Origin of the sequence: Streptosporangium lutulentum (genome assembly GCF_030811455.1) — a bacterium.
Classification (GTDB): domain Bacteria; phylum Actinomycetota; class Actinomycetes; order Streptosporangiales; family Streptosporangiaceae; genus Streptosporangium; species Streptosporangium lutulentum.
In genome coordinates, this window is sequence record NZ_JAUSQU010000001.1 from 7,306,337 (window position 1) to 7,322,146 (window position 15,810).

Below are 15,810 nucleotides of genomic sequence, written 5' to 3' on the forward strand. Positions count from 1 at the left end.
CACTCGAACCACGCTCGGGCGGTGTCCGCGCGCCCCGGCACCCGTACCAGACCCGATGCCGGAGGGCCGGACATGAGAGGGAAACGCATCATAGGATTCCCCTTATGGCTGAGGTCGTGGTTCGCGACGGTACCTGGACATTCGACGGTGAAATCCTGCGGATCGTGCCCGGCCACGACCGGAGCGTGAAGAAGCTGCGGCAGTTGCTGGGCGAGATGGCGGTGCCGCTGGAGGCGGTGGCCGGCATCGCCTACGAACCGGGCAAGAAGGGCGGACGGCTGCGCCTGCGCCTGCGGGAGGGCGCCGACCCGTTCACCCAGGCCACGCGCGGGCGGATCGCCGACACCGCCGACCCCTACCAGCTCACCATCGACGCCGACCGTACGGGCGCCGCCGAATACCTCGTCGACGAGGTGCGCAACGCCCTGGTGATCGAGCAGGTGCCGGAGGGCCCCTCCGACCGCTACCTGCTGCCGGGCCCGGCGCTCCCGCTGACGGTGCCCGGGGGCGACGGCACCGCGACGTTCGACGGCGAGTGGATCCGCATCGAGTGGAACTGGATGGCGGAGGAGGTCAAGAAGTCGGCCGGTCCCCAGCGGTTCGCGCTGAAGGATCTGATCGGCCTGGAATGGATCCCGAACGCCGGCCTGGAGAACGGCCTCCTCCGGTTCCACCTCAGAGGCTCCGAACACAAGCTGGCCCCCAAGCACAACCCGCACTGCCTGGTCCTGTGGGGGATGGACAAGGAGACCCGAACGACCGCGTTGTTCGCCACCGCCGTCCTGGTCCGGCTGCCGCATCCCTCCGCCGCCCCGGACTCCCGCCTCTCCCTGGAGGCGGCCCCACCATCGGCTCCCGCCGAAGACGACGGCCCGGACGCGCTCCTGCGCCGCCTGCGCGAGCTCGGCGACCTGCACAAGGACGGCGTCCTGACCGACGAGGAGTTCACCCTCGCCAAACAGTCCCTGCTCCGGCGTCTCTGACGCCGTGTCCCACGGGTTTCCGTGGCCCACGGACGATCGCGTGCCGGCACGTCAGCGGCACTGGGTGAGCATGACGGCCTTGTCGGCCCGGGTGACCGGCAGGTTGTACTTCAGGGCGACCTGGGCGAAACGGACGACGTAGGCGCAGCGGACCCGGCGCACCGGCGGGAGCCACGAGGCGGGACCGGAGCCGCCCTTGGCCTCGTTGGCGTCGCCGTACACCGGCAGCAGGTTGAGCGGGTCGTTGGCGATGCGCACCCGCTTGGACATCGGCCAGCGGGAGGCGCCCATCCGCCATTCGTAGGACAGCGGGACCACGTGGTCGACCTGGATCTCGTCGGAACGCTCCTTGCTCCACCGGATCACCCTGCCGGTGTAGGGGTCGCGCAGCTTCATCGAGACGACCACGCAGTCCGACCCCCGGCGGTACCGCACGTTCTCGCCGTCGCGGGCGAGCAGGTCGTTCCGGGTGCCGCAGCCGTTGCGCGCGTACGGCACGCCCTTCGCCGTGTCCGCCCAGTTCTCACCGAACCTGGACCGGCTGTAGCCCGCCTTCGTCCCCATGGTCCCGACCCGCAACCTCTTGATCATCCTTACCGCCGTGCCCTTGTCACCCGCGGATCCGACCGGGGCCAGCCCCGGCCGGACACCGTCCGGATTGTCGAGCGGCACGGCCCGCGCTCGGGCGGCGCCCTGAGACCTCGGCGAGCCGGTGTCCCCCTGGGACGCCAGTGAGAAAAGCACCGCGGCGCCCAACGCCACGATGAACACGTCCCGCGTGCCCACCCAGCCTCCAGGAAAGGGTCCACAGACCTAGATATGACCAATTCCCGGAAAACCCTTGGTTGACACGGGTGTGCCACCCAGGGTGACAGCTCGGTGACACTGTGATGACTTTACGGGAAGGCGACCGGGACCGGGGACGGATCCCGCTCCCGGCCGGGTGGCACTCGGCGCCGAGGACTTCCGTTCTCGCCCGGCGGCCGTCAGGGCTGGAAGCGGTATCCCATTCCCGGTTCGGTCAGGAGGTGGACCGGACGGCCGGGGTCGGGTTCGAGCTTGCGGCGGAGCTGGGCCAGATACTGGCGGAGGTAGTTGGTCTCCGTGCGATAGGAGCTTCCCCAGACATCGTTCAGCAACTGACGCTGGGTGATCAGCTTTCCGGGGTTGCGGACCAGGATCTCCAGCAGGCGCCACTCCGTCGGCGTGAGCCGTACCCCGCCGGAGACCGTCTTACCGACCAGGTCGACCACGTGGTCTCCGATGGAGATCCGGGCGAGCTCGGACTCGTGTACGGCGGACCGGCGGGACACGGCGCGGATGCGGGCGAGCAGCTCGTCGATGCCGAACGGCTTGGTCACGTAGTCGTCCGCCCCCGCGTCCAGGGCGTCCACCTTGTCCTGACTGCCCGCTCTGCCGGACAAGACGATGATCGGGATGGCCGTCCAGCCGCGCAGGCCGTGGATGACGTCCACGCCCTCCATGTCCGGCAGCCCGAGGTCGAGGACGACCAGGTCGGGATGCCAGTCGGCGGCCTGACGGAGCGCCGATCCCCCGTCCGGGGCGACCGCCACCTCGTAATGGCGCGCGGCCAGGTTGATCCTCAGCGCCCGGAGGAGCTGCGGCTCGTCGTCGACGACGAGGATTCGCGTCATGGCGAGGTCTCAGAGGTCTCGGAGGTCTCGGAGGTCTCGGAGGTCTCGGAGGTCTCGGAGACCTCAGAGGTCTCGGACGCCTTGTTCTCCGACGTGGGAGGACCGCCCCTCACCTCGGCCCCGCCCGGCGACCGGCGGGAAGCCCTGCCGGCGTCGGCCGCACCCGACGACAGGTGAGAGGCCCCGCCCAGGCCGACCGCGCCCGGCGACGGCGGACCGCCGCTCACGTCGTCCTCGCCCGAGAGCCCGGGAGAACCGCCGCTCACGGCAGGTGAGGAGATGGGCAGTGTCACGGTCATGGTGAGACCTCCCCCCGGTGTCTCTTCGGGGGTGAGGGTCCCGCCCATCGCCTCCGCGAGTCCTCGGGAGAGCGCGAGGCCGAGACCGACACCGGTGTGGTTGTCCCGGTCACCGAGCCGCTGGAACGGCAGGAAGACACGATCGTGCGCCTCCACCGGAATGCCCGGACCACGATCGACGACCCGGATCTCCACATGGTCGCCGTGCGAGCTGCCCGTGACGAAGACCTTCTGATCGGCCGGGCTGTACCGGATCGCGTTGGACATCAGATTGACCAGGATCCGCTCCAGCAGCGCCGGATCCGCGAGGACCTCGGGCAGTTCGGCCGAGATGTCCCCCTCGACCCGGTCCCACATCGGGCCGAGGTCGTCCATCGCACGCGGGACGACCTCCTCGAGTGCCGTCGGCTGGAGCGCCAGCCCGAGCACCCCGGCCTGCAGGCGGCTCATGTCGAGGAGGTTGGCGACCAGCCGGTCGAGCTTGACCAGGGACTCGTCGGCGGTGGCGAGCAATTCCTCCCGGTCCTGGGGCGACCAGTCGACATCGGTGGTGCGCAGGCTCTCCACGGCCGCCATGGCCGAGGCCAGCGGGGTGCGCAGGTCGTGACTGACGGCGGCGAGCAGCGCGGTGCGCATCCTGTCGGTCTCGGCCAGCGGCCCGACCTGGTCGGCCTCTTCCCTCAGCCTCTCCTGGCGCAACGCCACGGCCGCCTCCGCGGCGAACGCCTCCAGCACCCGCCGATCGGCCGCGTCGAGCAGCCGTCCGCAGGCGGCGAGCACCAGGTCCTCATCGATGATCACGTCCGTGTCCGCCCTGCCGGGGCAGGTGCACGGGGAGCCGCCCGCGGTGGCCACGATCCGCCAGGCCTGCGGCTCCGACCGGTCGTCGGGACCGTGCTCGCCCGTCCGCTCCAGCAGCGTCACCGAGTCCAGGCCGAAGGTCTCCCTGAGCCGGGCCAGCAGGGACGGCAGCGCCGCGTCACCGCGCAGGACATGCCCGGCCAGCGTGGACAGCGTCTCGGCGTCGGCGCTCGCGCGCGCGGCCTCCCTCGTACGGCGGGCGGCCAGGTCGACCACGGCGCTGACCATCACGGCGACCAGCACGTAGACGCTCAACGCGAACACGTTCTCCGGCTCGGTCACGGTCAGGGAGTGGAGCGGTGGGGTGAAGTACCAGTTGAGCAGGAGGAAGCTGACGACGGCCGCCGTGATCGCCGACCACATGCCGCCCACCAGCGCCACGCAGACGACCATCAACAGGAACACCAGGATCTCGCTGGGCAACGTCATGAGGTGCCGGACCGCGACGAGCGCGAGGGTGAGCAGCGGGATGCCCAGCAGCGCCATCAGCCAGCCGGTCACCCGACGGGAGATCGTGAGCGCCGCCCGCGACCGGCTCCGGGCGCTCCCCTTGCTGACCTCCTCATGAGTGATCATGTGGACGTCGATGGTCCCGGACATCGTGGTCGCCGTGACCCCCACCCCCCGGGAGAAGATCTGAGCGAACCGGCCACGCCGGGAGGCCCCCAGCACGAGCTGGGTCGCGTTCACCCCCCGGGCGAAGTCCAGCAGAGCACGCGGGACGTCATCGCCGACGACCTGGTGATAGGTGCCCCCCAGTTCTTCCACCAGGGTCCGCTGCCTGGCCGTGTTCGCCGGATCGGCGCTGGTCAGGCCGTCGGACCTGGTGACGTGGACGGCGAGCAGGTCGGCGCCCTTGGTCCTGGCCGCGATCCTGGCGGCCCGCCGTACCAGCGTGTCACCCTCCGGACCACCGGTCAGCGCCACCACCACCCGCTCACGGGCCTCCCACGTCCCGGCGATGCCGTGGTCGGCGCGATAACGGTCGAGCTGCTCGTCGACCTTCCCCGCCAGCCACAAGAGTGCGAGCTCCCGCAGCGCGGTCAGGTTCCCGACCCGGAAGTAGTTGGAGAGGGCGGCGTCCACCTTCTCCGGCGCGTACACGTTGCCGTGGGCCATCCTGCGACGCAGCGCCTCGGGCGACATGTCGACCAACTCGACCTGGTCGGCCCGCCGGACGACCTCGTCGGGGACGGTTTCCCGCTGCGGCACCCCGGTGATCGCCTGAACGACGTCGTTGAGCGACTCCAGGTGCTGGACGTTGACCGTGGAGATCACATCGATCCCGGCATCGAGGATCTCCTCGATGTCCTGCCAGCGCTTCGCGTTCCGCGACCCCGGCACATTGGTGTGCGCCAACTCGTCGATCAACGCCACCCTCGGCCCACGCGCGATGACCGCGTCCACATCCAGCTCGGTGAAGACGGTCCCCCGATAGGTCAGGGACCGCCGGGGAACCACCTCCAGGTCGTCGATCAACTCGGCCGTACGGGGCCGGTCGTGGGTCTCGACCAGGCCAACGACCACGTCGGTGCCACGCCCCCGGCGCCGCCGGCCCTCGCCGAGCATCGCGAAGGTCTTGCCGACACCTGGAGCCGCACCCAGATAGACGCGCAGCCGCCCGCGTGCGGTGTTCACCCGGTCACTCCACTCCGAAGCCACGACACGAACCTCGCGTTCCACGGCGCCCACCCGGTCGCTCCGCTCCGGGGCAGGTCGGGCTCCAGCGCGTCGACGGCCGGACGGCCCATGAAACCAGGCTACGACCTTCGGCGTTCTCCTCGATCAGCTACCCGGCCGTCCCCACGGGGACCGGCCCGCCCCGGGCTCGGGAGGACCGCCTGCCCCTGGGATTCGCGGCGCGGGGCCCGGTGGGCGCGCGGCACCCGGGTCAGAGCCAGTTGCGCTTCTTGAACGCCCGGTAGAGCAGGATGGTCCCCGCGACGATCAAGGTCGTGGACGTCCAGAAGCCGAGGGTGTGCCCCTCGCCCGGGTAGGGCACGTTCTGCCCGTAGAAACCGGTGATCAGGGTGGGCACCGCGATGATGGCCGCCCAGCTCGTGATCTTCTTCATGATGTCGTTGAGCCTGAAGCCCTGCTGGTTCATGTGGGCCTCGCGGACGTTTCCCACCAGTTCCCGCAGGGAGTCGGACCACTCGGCGGTGCGCAGCGAGTGATCGTAAATGTCCTGGTAGTAAGGGACCAGCTGGGGCGTCAGCATGTCCTCGCTCCTGCGGAGCAGGCTGCCCACGATCTCTCGCACCGGCACCGCCAGCCGCCGGAACCGCACCAGCTTCTTGCGCATCCCGAAGGTCTGCCGCTGGATGTACCCCTGGTCGCCGGAACTTCCGTCGAAGAGATCGTCCTCCAGCGCCTCGATCCGGTCGTCCAGTGTCTGCAGCACCTCGAAGTAGCCGTCCACCACGTAGTCGAGCAGGCCGTGCAGGAGGTACGGCACACCGTACTTGGCCATCTCGGGGCTCGCGTCCCAGCGCCTGATCACCTCGTCGATGTCGAAGCTCGGGCTCTCCCTGACGGTCACCAGGGCGTTCTTGGTGACGAAGACCGACACCTCGATGAGTTCGAGCCCCATGTCCGCCGGGTCCGCGGCGTGGGCGCGCCCGGCGTCGGACGGCTTCTCTCCACGGCCGCCTCCGGACGCGGGATCCGCCAGCTTCGCACCGTAGACGCTGATGAACAGATGACTGTCGTAGGTGTCCAGCTTGGGACGCTGATGGCTGTGGAGCGCGTCCTCGACGGCCAGCGCGTGCAGGCCGAGCTCCTCACTGATCGTCGCCAGGTCCTCACGCGTGGGGGAGCACAGGTCGAACCACACGACGGCCGCCGGGTCCGCGACGTGGTCGGACACCTCGGCGATGGGGAAGCCCTCTGCCTCAAGGACGCCGTTGCGATAAAGGCGGGTGCGCTCCATGACCACCAAGGGTAGTCGCGTCATGCGAGTCCCCAGATTTCCTTTTATTCAGGGATCGGCGCACTTCGGGAAGTCCGTCTGAAGCGGTTCCTAGGCCGCGGAGGCGTCCGGCGCCGCGAGGAGGAGGCGGATGTGCCGGACGGCCGTACGGCCCGCGCGGTTGGCGCCCTCGTCGAAGACCCCCTCCTTGAAGACGGGAGGACGCCGGGTGACCCAGGTGGTCGTGGTGATCTCCGCGATCTCCATCAGAAGCTGGATGCCCGAGGCTCCGGCGCCGACCACCACCACGTGCTTGCCCGCGAACTCCTCCCGGGAGGTGTAGTCGGCGGTGTGGAGCTGCCGTCCGCGGAAGGTCTCCTGGCCCGGGTACCGCGGCCAGAACGGACGGTCCCAGGTGCCGGTGGCGTTGATCAGCGCACGGGCCGACCAGTCTCCGGCCGAGCTCTCCACCAGCAGCCGTCCGCCCTGTCCCTCCCGCACGGACCGCACCTCGACCGGACGGCGCACCGGCAGGTCGAAGGTCCGCTCGTAGGCGGCGAAGTATTCGGAGACGACCTCCGAGGACGGCCTGGTCGTGTCGGCGACGCCCAGCGGCAGCCCCGGCAGGTCGTTCACGCGATGCGTGGCGCCGAGGGTGAGGGACGGCCAGCGGAACTGCCAGGCGCCTCCGGGACGCGGGGAGCGGTCGAGCACCACGAAGTCCAGCTCGGTCCTGTTGAGGAAGTAGGCGCTGGAGAGGCCCGCCTGCCCCGCCCCGATGACCACGACGTCGATGTTCGCCACGTTTTCCGGCAACCATCGGCGCCCGATGAATAATCCCGCTTCTTCGGGGCAGCAGCAGTTACCACAACACACGCAGCCTGAGTGAGGTCACATGATAGTACTGGGACTTCTCTTGATCGTCCTCGCAGGAGCGACCGTGATCGCGGTCTCCTGGGATGAGACCGCGGCGTCGACCGCCACCGCGTCCTTCACGATCTTCGATCGCACGGTCCAGCTCTCCCAGCTGGAACTCTTCTTCGCCGGGGTCGCCGTGGGAGCCGTCTTCCTGCTCGGCCTGATGATCATGTTCGCCGGGATGCGCCGCACCGCCGTCCAGCGTCGCAAGCTCCGTGCCTCCCGGTCGGAGGCGCGTGACCGCGTCGCCCGCCTGGAGGAGGAGAAGCGGGAGCTGGAGCGCAAGCTCGACGAGACCCCGGAGGTCGTTCCCGTGACCGCCACGGCCCCCGTGGTCGACCGCGACCGCGACGGCATCGACGACCGGGACGAGACGACGGCGCCCCACCCTCGCGTCGACGTTCCCAGCCAGTCCACCACCGATCAGCTCGTGGCCGGTCGCCACGGACGCCCGGGCGTCCGCGGATAACTCCGGCGCCATCCCCGACCCCTGCCGGACACACCGTTTCCTCCATCTTCCGCCGGTACGGCCATGCCGTACCGGCGGACGGCGTCTTCAGAGCGATGCCCATCCGTGCACGACCCGCTTCTCACCGCTTCTCGCACGCGGCCTGGTCCCCGCCTGCGACCCGCTCCTCGGACGCGACCCGCTCCTCGGGTACGGCCCGCTCCTCGGACACGGCCCGCGAGACCTTCCTCTGGCGGTACAGGAGCGTCATGAGCCCTCCCGCGACAAGTCCCCAGAAAACGGCGCCCACTCCCAGCAGCGTCAATCCCGAAGCGGTGACCACGAAGGTGACCACCGCGGCCTCCCTGCCCTCGGATTCGGCGACGGCCGCGGTGATCGCCGAGGCGAGTGCGCCGATCAGGGCGAGACCGGCGACGGCCTCGATGAGCACCGGCGGGGACAGCAGGAACAGCGCCGTGGCCAGCCCCGCGCCGAGCCCAAGGACGATCATCGAGCCCCCGGCGGTGACCGCGGCGATCCACCGGCGGCCGGGATCGGGGTCGGCGTCGGGCCCGGCGGCCAGGGCCGCGGTGATGGCGGCCAGGTTCACCGCGTGCCCTCCCAGAGGGGCTCCCAGGGTGCTGGCCAGGCCGGTGGAGAGAAGGATCCCGCGCAGCGGCGGGCGGTAGCCGTACCCGGCCATGACCGCCATGCCCGGCACGTTCTGCGAGGCCATGGTGACCAGGAACAGCGGGAGCGCGATGCTGATCATCGCCTGGGCGTTCCAGGACGGGACGGTCGGCTCGATCACCGGGAACACGTCCACCGCCCCCAGTCCCGGCCCGGTCAGCGCGATCGCCACGACGGCGACCAGCAGGGCTCCCGGGATCGCCCACTTGCGGGCGAAGCGGCTCAGCAACGCCCAGGTGAGCACGACGGGACCGGCCATCATCGGCACCTCGGCGAGCGCCCTGACCGGCGCGACGCACAGATCGAGCAGGACCCCGGCGAGCATGGCGCTCGCGATGGGGGTGGGGATGGCCGCGATCCAGCGGCCCAGCGCGGGGAAGAGCCCGGCCGCGGTGACGAGCAGCCCCGAGACCACGAACGCGCCGACCGCGACGGGAAAACCGCCCTCGACGGTGCCGGTCGCGACCAGCAGCGCCGCTCCCGGCGTGGACCAGGCGATGGTGATCGGCACGCGTTGCCGCAGGCCCAGCCAGATGGCCACCACGCCGATCGCCACGCAGAGCGCGAGCAGTCCCGAGGCCGCCTGCCGCTGGTCGGCACCGACCGCGCGAAGCCCGGCCAGCACCACGGCGAAGGAACTGGCGAAGCCGACGAGCGCGGTCACCACCCCTGCCAGAACCGGCTGGAGCAGACGTGTCATTTTTGCCGTTCCTTCCGCCGACTCCCCCGAATCACCCCGGCGCGTCACGGGCCGTTCCGTATATGGAACAGGTGTCGTGATGCACGATAGCCTCATGGACTCCGGCCGACAAACCCCCCGCCCCGCGCTGGAAACCGGCACTCACGACGTGGGCCGGAGGATCCGGCGACTGCGGGAGGAGCAGGGCATCTCCCTGTCCGAGCTCGCCCGCCGGGCCGGCATCGGCAAGGCCACGCTGTCCGGCCTGGAGAACGGATCGCGCAATCCCACCCTCGAAACGCTCTGGGCGGTCACCGCCGAACTCGGCGTCCCGCTGGCCTCGCTCCTCGCCGCCGGCACGACCCAGGTGATCCGCGGCACGGCCGTGGAGGGCACCCTGCTCCAGGTCTTCGAGGACGAGTCCGTCACCTACGAGCTCTACCGGCTGGTGATCCCCGCGGGGTCGACCCAGCTCTCACCCGCCCATCACGAAGGCGTCACCGAGCACATGACGGTCTTCGCGGGAGTGCTGAGCGCGGGCCCCGCGGACGCCCCCCTCCTGGCCGGGGCGGGGGAGCACATCACCTGGCGGTCGGACGTCCCCCACACCTACGCCGCGATCGGCGACCAGGACGTCCACGCCGGCCTGCTGATCCGTTACCCGCTCAGAGAATCCCGGTGATCACCTCTCCGTTTCCCGCTTCACCGATGGTCGGTTAATCGCGGTGGAGCGTCGGCTGCAATGGTGAAATTTGCTGGACTTTCTCCCTTTGGGAACACCGAAGACCCAGCTACATCATGAAAAATACCCAAAAGTAATATTCATCCCATGAGCCCACGGTCCAAAGCAGTGCTCTTCTGGGCCACGGGCGTACTGGCCTACGTCATCGCGGTCTTCCACCGCCAGTCCCTCGGCGTCGCCGGCATCGAGGCCGGGGCGAGGCTCCACGTCGGCGCGGCCGGGCTCTCGGTCCTGGCCATGCTGCAACTGCTGGTCTACGCGGCCATGCAGGTGCCCGTCGGAGTGCTCGTCGACCGGCTCGGGTCCAAGCGCATGCTGGTCATCGGGGCCGCCGTGATGGCCTGCGGCGAGCTCGTCTTCGCGCTGGCGGGCGGGCTGCTGCCGGGAATCGCGGGCCGGGCGCTGATCGGCTGCGGCGACGCGATGACGTTCATCAGCGTGATCCGCCTGGTCAACCTCTCCTTCCCCGCCCATCGCAATCCGGTGATGGTCCAGCTCACCGGCCTGCTCGGCCAGCTCGGCGCGATCGCCTCGACGGTGCCCCTGATCCACTCCCTCCACGCGTACGGCTGGACGCCCACCTTCCTCGGTGCCGCCCTCCTGGGCGTGGTGTCGGTGTTCCTGGTGCTCACGGTCCTGCGCGACTCCCGTCCCGAACGAACCGGAGAACCACCGAGCCTCAGGGCCGCCTGGGCCGAACCCGGGACCCGGCTGGGCATGTGGACCCACGCGGCCACCCAGTGCTCGGCGGCGGCGTTCCTCCTGCTGTGGGGATATCCGTTCCTGGTCCAGGGCCAGGGCCTGGACCCCTCCACGGCGGGCGCGCTGCTGACGACGCTGACCGTGTGCGGCATGGTGTGCGGGCCGCTGCTGGGCTATCTCGCCGGGCGGTTCCCCTTCCATCGCTCCCGGATGGTGTTCATCGTGATAGGCAGCACCGCCGGAGCGTGGACCGCCGTACTGCTCTGGCCGGGCCGGGCTCCGCTCTGGCTCCTCTTCCTGCTGGTGGCGGTGCTCTCGGTCAACGGCCCCGGATCGATGATCGGCTTCGACTACGCCAGGACCTTCAATCCGGCCGCCCGGATCGGCGCGGCCACCGGCATCGTGAACGGCGGCGGCTTCGTCGCGTCCGTGTCGGTGATCGCTCTTGTCGGCGTCGTCCTCGAACTGATGGGGGAGACCACCCTGGACACCTTCCGGTGGGCGTTCGCCGCGCAGTATCCGATCTGGACACTGGGCGCGGTCCAGGTCCTCCGCTACCGCGGCAAGACCAGGCGCCTGCTCCTGGCCACCCAGGCGACACCCGGACCCGCTCCCGGCCATCAGGCGGCACCTGAAACGGCCTAGAGGTCGCCGAGTTCACCGAGCGGTTTTGTCCAGTAGTCCTTGTTCACGGGCTCGCCCTCATCGAGGGCGAGCGTGTCGGAGGCGACGCGGCCGGGGTCGATGGCGGCGTGCATGATCTGAGTGAAGACCTTGTACGCCTCGTCGTCACCGGACCGTATCTGGCCGCGCTCGATGAGGCGGTACCAGTACTTCTGCTCGATCTCGATGCGGTCGAGAAGCTGTTCACGATTGAGGGTGCGAGCTTCCTCGATGGTGAGTCGTTCGAAGCGTGGCATGTGGTGATTGTCACATCCGGCCCGCCCGATTGCCGGAGCCCTCGCGCGATGACGGCCGGGCGTCGCCTTCCGAGCGGACGTGCCTCGACGGCGGGCGGGGCACCTCAACGGCGGGCAGGGGCGTGTCCGGGGTCGGGCTCGGCGAACGCCCTCCGGCTGTGTGCGAGCAGCTCGCGCACCGCGGGGTTGTGTGTGCTCCTCCAGGTCAGAGCGAGCAGGGCGGGCGTCTCGACGTCGTCGACGACGAGGGCGGTGAGCCGGTCGCGGTAGCGCTCTGCCATCGAGGCGCTGAGGACCGCGACGGCGAGCCCGCGGGTGGCGAGGTCGGCGATGGCGTCGGCGGCACTGGCCTGCAGCGCGATCACCGGGTGGAGGCCCTGTGCCGCGCAGGCCTGGTCGAACACCGCGCGCAGGCCGGTACCGAGTGGCATGCACGCGATCGGGTGGGCGCTCAGGTCGCGCAGGGTGACCCGCGACCGCTCCGCCAGGGGGTGCCCGGCCGGGACCGCCGCGACGAGCCGCTCGCTGATGATCGTCATCGCGTCCAGCCCGTCGGGGGCGGCGGTCGCGGTCCCGATGAGGGCCAGGTCGACGGCGCCGTCACGCACCCCCTCGACGAGCCGGTCGGAGTTGTCCTCCAGCAGGGAGATCTCCACGCCGGGATGCGCCCGGTGGAAGGCGGCGAGGGCGTCGAACAGCGGTGTGACGGTACAGCCGATGATCATCCCGACGGTGAGCCGGCCCCGGATCAGGTCGGTCACCTCTCCCACAGCCTGGCCGAGCGCCGCGGTGGCGGCGAGCGCGGCGCGGGCGTGTTCGAGCGCGGCCTTTCCCGCGACGGTGAGGGTGGCGGTGCGTGCCGACCGGTCGAACAGCTCGGCGCCGAGTTCGCGTTCCAACTGGCGGATCTGGGCGCTGACGCCGGACTGGCTGATGTGCACCCGCTCGGCCGCCCGGGTGAAGTTCCGCTCCTCGGCGACCGCGACGAAGTATTCCAGCTGCCTCAGTTCCATGACTGCAGATTCTAGCTTCCAGCAGATCCATCTGTTGGACTTCTGGTCAGCGAAAGACCAGGCTGGGAGGCACCGAAGCCCCACACCAGGAGGAACCCATGCCGGAGTACGAGAAGGCCATGCGGCCCGAAGACCTCACCCGCCTGTTCGTCGAGCGGTCCAACGCCGGCGACGCGGCCGGAGTCGCCGCACTCTACGAAGAGAACGCGGTGCTGGCCTACCCGCCGGGAGGCCAGACGGTGGGCCGGGAGGCGATCCGCGCGCTGTGGGAGAAGGTGCTGGCCAACCGCCCCCACTTCGAGCCGGAACAACCGCTGCCCACGCTGACGAGCGGCGACCTCGCCCTCACCTCGACCCCGCCGAAGGACGGGACCGGCGCCCGCGCGCAGGTCGTCCGGCGCCAGCCCGACGGAAGCTGGCTGCGCCTGCTCGACCAGCCCGAGTTCGTCCCTCCCACCCGCTGAACCACCCACCTCCCGACGCGAGGAACGGCCCCTGGTCCGGGTCCGGCGAACCCGGACGGGAGCCGAATCCGACGAACCCGAGCACGTGCCACCCATCTTCACCGCCTTCAGAGCACTGCCCCCGCTGCGCCACGTGATGGGCCGCTTCATCGGGCTGGGTGTACGGCAGGAGCACATCACCCGCACCTGAATCGCCCCGGATCGGGGTCGCCGTGGTATCCGCCGCGACCAACGGACATGTGCCTGCCCAACGGCGGACTGCCGAGAGCCGAGGAGCCCGGAGCGACACCTCGGCCTCCTGCCGGACAACCGAGCGTCTCAGCTCCTCGCGCCGGTGTACGGCCACCGTGCCGACGAGGCCGTACACCGTGCGCCTCCCGTCAGAGAACTCTGGTGAACGGCTCGGCGAAGTGGGCGGTGGCGATCGTCCCCCGCTCCGCCCTGACCCGGTCCAGCAGTTCCACCCGCGTGGCCGCGGCGAGTTCGGGGTCGTCGTCGTAGAGGTAGGTCACCGTGGGATCGCTCAGTTGCACGGGGTGCAGCACCACGTCCCCGGTCAGCACCAGATCGCCGACCTGGACGACCTGGTGGCCCGGGGTGTGGCCCGGTGCGAGGAGCGCCCGGATGCCGGGGAACACGTCCGAGTGCCCGTCCACCACCTGGAGCCGCTCGCCCAGCGGCCGGACGACGTGGTCGAGGACCTTCTCCCCGGCCGTGTCGATCTCGGCCCGCTGGAGGACGTACCGGGCGTTGGGGAAGGCCGGTGACCCGTCGATCACGGCCCCGCCCGCGTGGTCGCTGTGCAGGTGCGTGATGACCACCGCGTCCACCTCCTCCGGGGCCACCCCGACCCGCGCGAGCTCGGCCCCGAGAATCCCGGGAACGGGCGCCCAGCTCGCCGCGGGCGAGTTCTCCGGGCCGACTCCGGTGTCCACCAGCACCGTCCGGCCCACCGCGTCGCGCAGCAGGTAGCAGTGGAAGTGCAGGACCCATTCGTCCTGCTCCCCGTGGCAGCCTCCGGGGAACATCTCCGGCAGTGGGCGCCGGATCGAGTCGCCCATCGGTCCCACGGCGTCACACAGCGGGAACACGTCGACTCCCGCGACCGTTATGAACTGATGTGGCATCTGTTCTCCTGTTCGGAATGGATTGACGATGCTACGGTGATATCGGGTGTGACGCACTGCTGGCCAGGCCGCATGCGACTTTCCACCCGCGTCTCTCATTTACCGCCCCTTTTCAGGCATGCGGTTCACCCCCTGTGAAAGGTCGTCGATGACCTTTCACCCCCTGTGAAAGGTCATTCATGACCGTCGAAACACCCATCAAGAAATCCTCGCGTCCTCGCGAGAGCCGTCCCCGACCCCCGCGTCCCCGCGAGAGCGACGCCCCGGTCGACACCGTGGCCGGCCTGCTCGACGTCCGCGACAAGACCGGATACATCCGGACCTCCGGCTACCTGCCCGGTCCGGGCGACGTGCGCGTGCCCCACTCCCAGATCACGCAGTACGGCCTGCGCCCCGGCGACCACGTCGTCGCCACCGCACGCAGGCCGTACGAGAAGCTGATCGACGTGGAGACCGTCAACGGCGACACCGACTGGCGGCGCAGACCCGACTTCGCGGACATGACCCCGATCCACCCGCGCGACCGGCTCCGTCTGGAGACCGGCTCGGTGACCGGCAGGGTCGTCGACCTGTTCGCCCCGATCGGCAAGGGGCAGCGCGGCCTGATCGTCGCTCCGCCCAAGGCGGGCAAGACCATGGTCCTGCAGGACCTGGCCGCCGCGATCACCCGCAACCACCCTGGCTGCCACCTCATGGTCGTGCTCGTCGGCGAGCGCCCCGAGGAGGTCACCGAGATGCGCGAGTCCATCCACGGCGAGGTGGCCGCGTCCACGTTCGACCGCCCCGACCGCGATCACACCGCCGTCGCCGAACTCGCCGTCGAACGCGCCAAGCGCCTCGCCGAGACCAGGCACGACGTCGTCCTCCTGCTGGACTCCCTCACCCGCCTCGCCCGCGCCTACAACAACCTCGCCCCCGGCGGCGGACGCACCCTCGCAGGCGGCATCGACGCCTCGGCCATGCTTCCCCCGCGCCGTTTCTTCGGCGCCGCGCGCAACCTGCGCGACGGCGGCTCGCTGACGATCCTCGCCACCGCCCTGGTCGAGACCGGCTCCCGGATGGACGACACCCTCTTCGAGGAGTTCAAGGGCACCGGCAACATGGAGCTGCGCCTCAGCCGCGCCCTCGCCGACAAGCGCCTCTATCCCGCCGTGGACCTCGACGCCTCCGGCACCCGCCGCGAGGAGATCCTCCTCGACCCGCAGGAACGGCAGCTCACCTGGCGGCTGCGCCGTACTCTGGGCGGCCTGGAGAAGCAGCAGGCCCTGGAGCTCCTCACCGACCGGCTCAGGGAGACCCCCTCCAACGCCGCCTTCCTCCAGCAGATCCAGCAGACCGCCTGAGCCCCCGCTCGGCTCCCCAGAACCGGCAGCCGGACCACGTCCCGAACCAGGGATG

General features: G+C 70.2%; 15 protein-coding genes. 6 read left to right on the plus strand and 9 right to left on the minus strand.

The features are described 5' to 3' along the window. The first annotated feature begins 104 nt into the window (after positions 1-104). A complete protein-coding gene (locus tag J2853_RS32735; protein WP_307564565.1) occupies positions 105-983 on the plus strand; it encodes a DUF4429 domain-containing protein in 879 nt (292 codons plus the stop codon). A 51-nt stretch (positions 984-1,034) separates the two neighbouring features. Here J2853_RS32735 and J2853_RS32740 read toward each other — a convergent pair whose 3' ends face one another. From J2853_RS32740 to J2853_RS32760, 5 genes are all read right to left on the minus strand, one after another. After that, positions 1,035-1,769: an HNH endonuclease family protein gene (locus J2853_RS32740; RefSeq protein ID WP_307564566.1), complete on the minus strand. Its 735-nt coding sequence runs from the start codon at positions 1,767-1,769 to the stop codon at positions 1,035-1,037. Between the two features lie 200 nt (positions 1,770-1,969). Further along, positions 1,970-2,638, minus strand: coding sequence for a response regulator (locus J2853_RS32745; protein ID WP_307564567.1), 669 nt, complete (start codon positions 2,636-2,638; stop codon positions 1,970-1,972). Beyond that, on the minus strand, positions 2,635-5,436 hold the full coding sequence (locus J2853_RS32750; protein ID WP_307564568.1) for a DUF4118 domain-containing protein: 2,802 nt from the start codon (positions 5,434-5,436) through the stop codon (positions 2,635-2,637). The genes J2853_RS32745 and J2853_RS32750 overlap by 4 nt, the downstream gene beginning before the upstream one ends. A gap of 253 nt (positions 5,437-5,689) precedes the next feature. Continuing rightward, entirely contained in the window at positions 5,690-6,754 is a 1,065-nt protein-coding gene (locus tag J2853_RS32755; protein WP_307564569.1) for a magnesium transporter CorA family protein, read from the minus strand. Between the two features lie 66 nt (positions 6,755-6,820). After that, positions 6,821-7,513, minus strand: a complete 693-nt coding sequence (locus J2853_RS32760; protein WP_307564570.1) for an FAD-dependent oxidoreductase — start codon at positions 7,511-7,513, stop codon at positions 6,821-6,823. A gap of 91 nt (positions 7,514-7,604) precedes the next feature. Here J2853_RS32760 and J2853_RS32765 point away from each other — a divergent pair, with 91 nt between their 5' ends. Next, entirely contained in the window at positions 7,605-8,096 is a 492-nt protein-coding gene (locus J2853_RS32765; RefSeq protein ID WP_307564571.1) for a hypothetical protein, read from the plus strand. 121 nt (positions 8,097-8,217) lie between these two features. Here the strand turns inward: J2853_RS32765 and J2853_RS32770 are convergent, their stop codons facing one another. Then, positions 8,218-9,465 (minus strand): benzoate/H(+) symporter BenE family transporter, encoded by a 1,248-nt coding sequence (locus J2853_RS32770; protein WP_307564572.1) that lies wholly within the window; start codon positions 9,463-9,465, stop codon positions 8,218-8,220. A 79-nt stretch (positions 9,466-9,544) separates the two neighbouring features. On the opposite strand from J2853_RS32770, the gene J2853_RS32775 reads away from it, so the two are divergent. Together J2853_RS32775 and J2853_RS32780 are read left to right on the plus strand one after the other, a co-directional pair. Then, on the plus strand, positions 9,545-10,126 hold the full coding sequence (locus J2853_RS32775; RefSeq protein ID WP_307564573.1) for a helix-turn-helix domain-containing protein: 582 nt from the start codon (positions 9,545-9,547) through the stop codon (positions 10,124-10,126). Between the two features lie 147 nt (positions 10,127-10,273). Beyond that, positions 10,274-11,533, plus strand: coding sequence for an MFS transporter (locus J2853_RS32780; protein WP_307564574.1), 1,260 nt, complete (start codon positions 10,274-10,276; stop codon positions 11,531-11,533). On the opposite strand, the gene J2853_RS32785 is transcribed toward J2853_RS32780, so the two are convergent. Continuing rightward, entirely contained in the window at positions 11,530-11,808 is a 279-nt protein-coding gene (locus J2853_RS32785) for a hypothetical protein (protein WP_307564575.1), read from the minus strand. The two genes, J2853_RS32780 and J2853_RS32785, sit on opposite strands and share 4 nt — an antisense overlap. A gap of 104 nt (positions 11,809-11,912) precedes the next feature. Next, positions 11,913-12,821, minus strand: a complete 909-nt coding sequence (locus tag J2853_RS32790; RefSeq protein ID WP_307564576.1) for a LysR family transcriptional regulator — start codon at positions 12,819-12,821, stop codon at positions 11,913-11,915. Positions 12,822-12,919: 98 nt separating this feature from the next. Here J2853_RS32790 and J2853_RS32795 point away from each other — a divergent pair, with 98 nt between their 5' ends. Then, positions 12,920-13,285: a YybH family protein gene (locus J2853_RS32795; RefSeq protein ID WP_307564577.1), complete on the plus strand. Its 366-nt coding sequence runs from the start codon at positions 12,920-12,922 to the stop codon at positions 13,283-13,285. Between the two features lie 380 nt (positions 13,286-13,665). On the opposite strand, the gene J2853_RS32800 is transcribed toward J2853_RS32795, so the two are convergent. After that, complete coding sequence (locus J2853_RS32800) at positions 13,666-14,412, minus strand: MBL fold metallo-hydrolase (protein WP_307564578.1); 747 nt, start codon at positions 14,410-14,412, stop codon at positions 13,666-13,668. Between the two features lie 179 nt (positions 14,413-14,591). Here J2853_RS32800 and rho point away from each other — a divergent pair, with 179 nt between their 5' ends. Further along, positions 14,592-15,755, plus strand: a complete 1,164-nt coding sequence (gene rho / locus J2853_RS32805; RefSeq protein ID WP_307564579.1) for a transcription termination factor Rho — start codon at positions 14,592-14,594, stop codon at positions 15,753-15,755. The last annotated feature ends 55 nt before the right edge of the window (positions 15,756-15,810 follow it).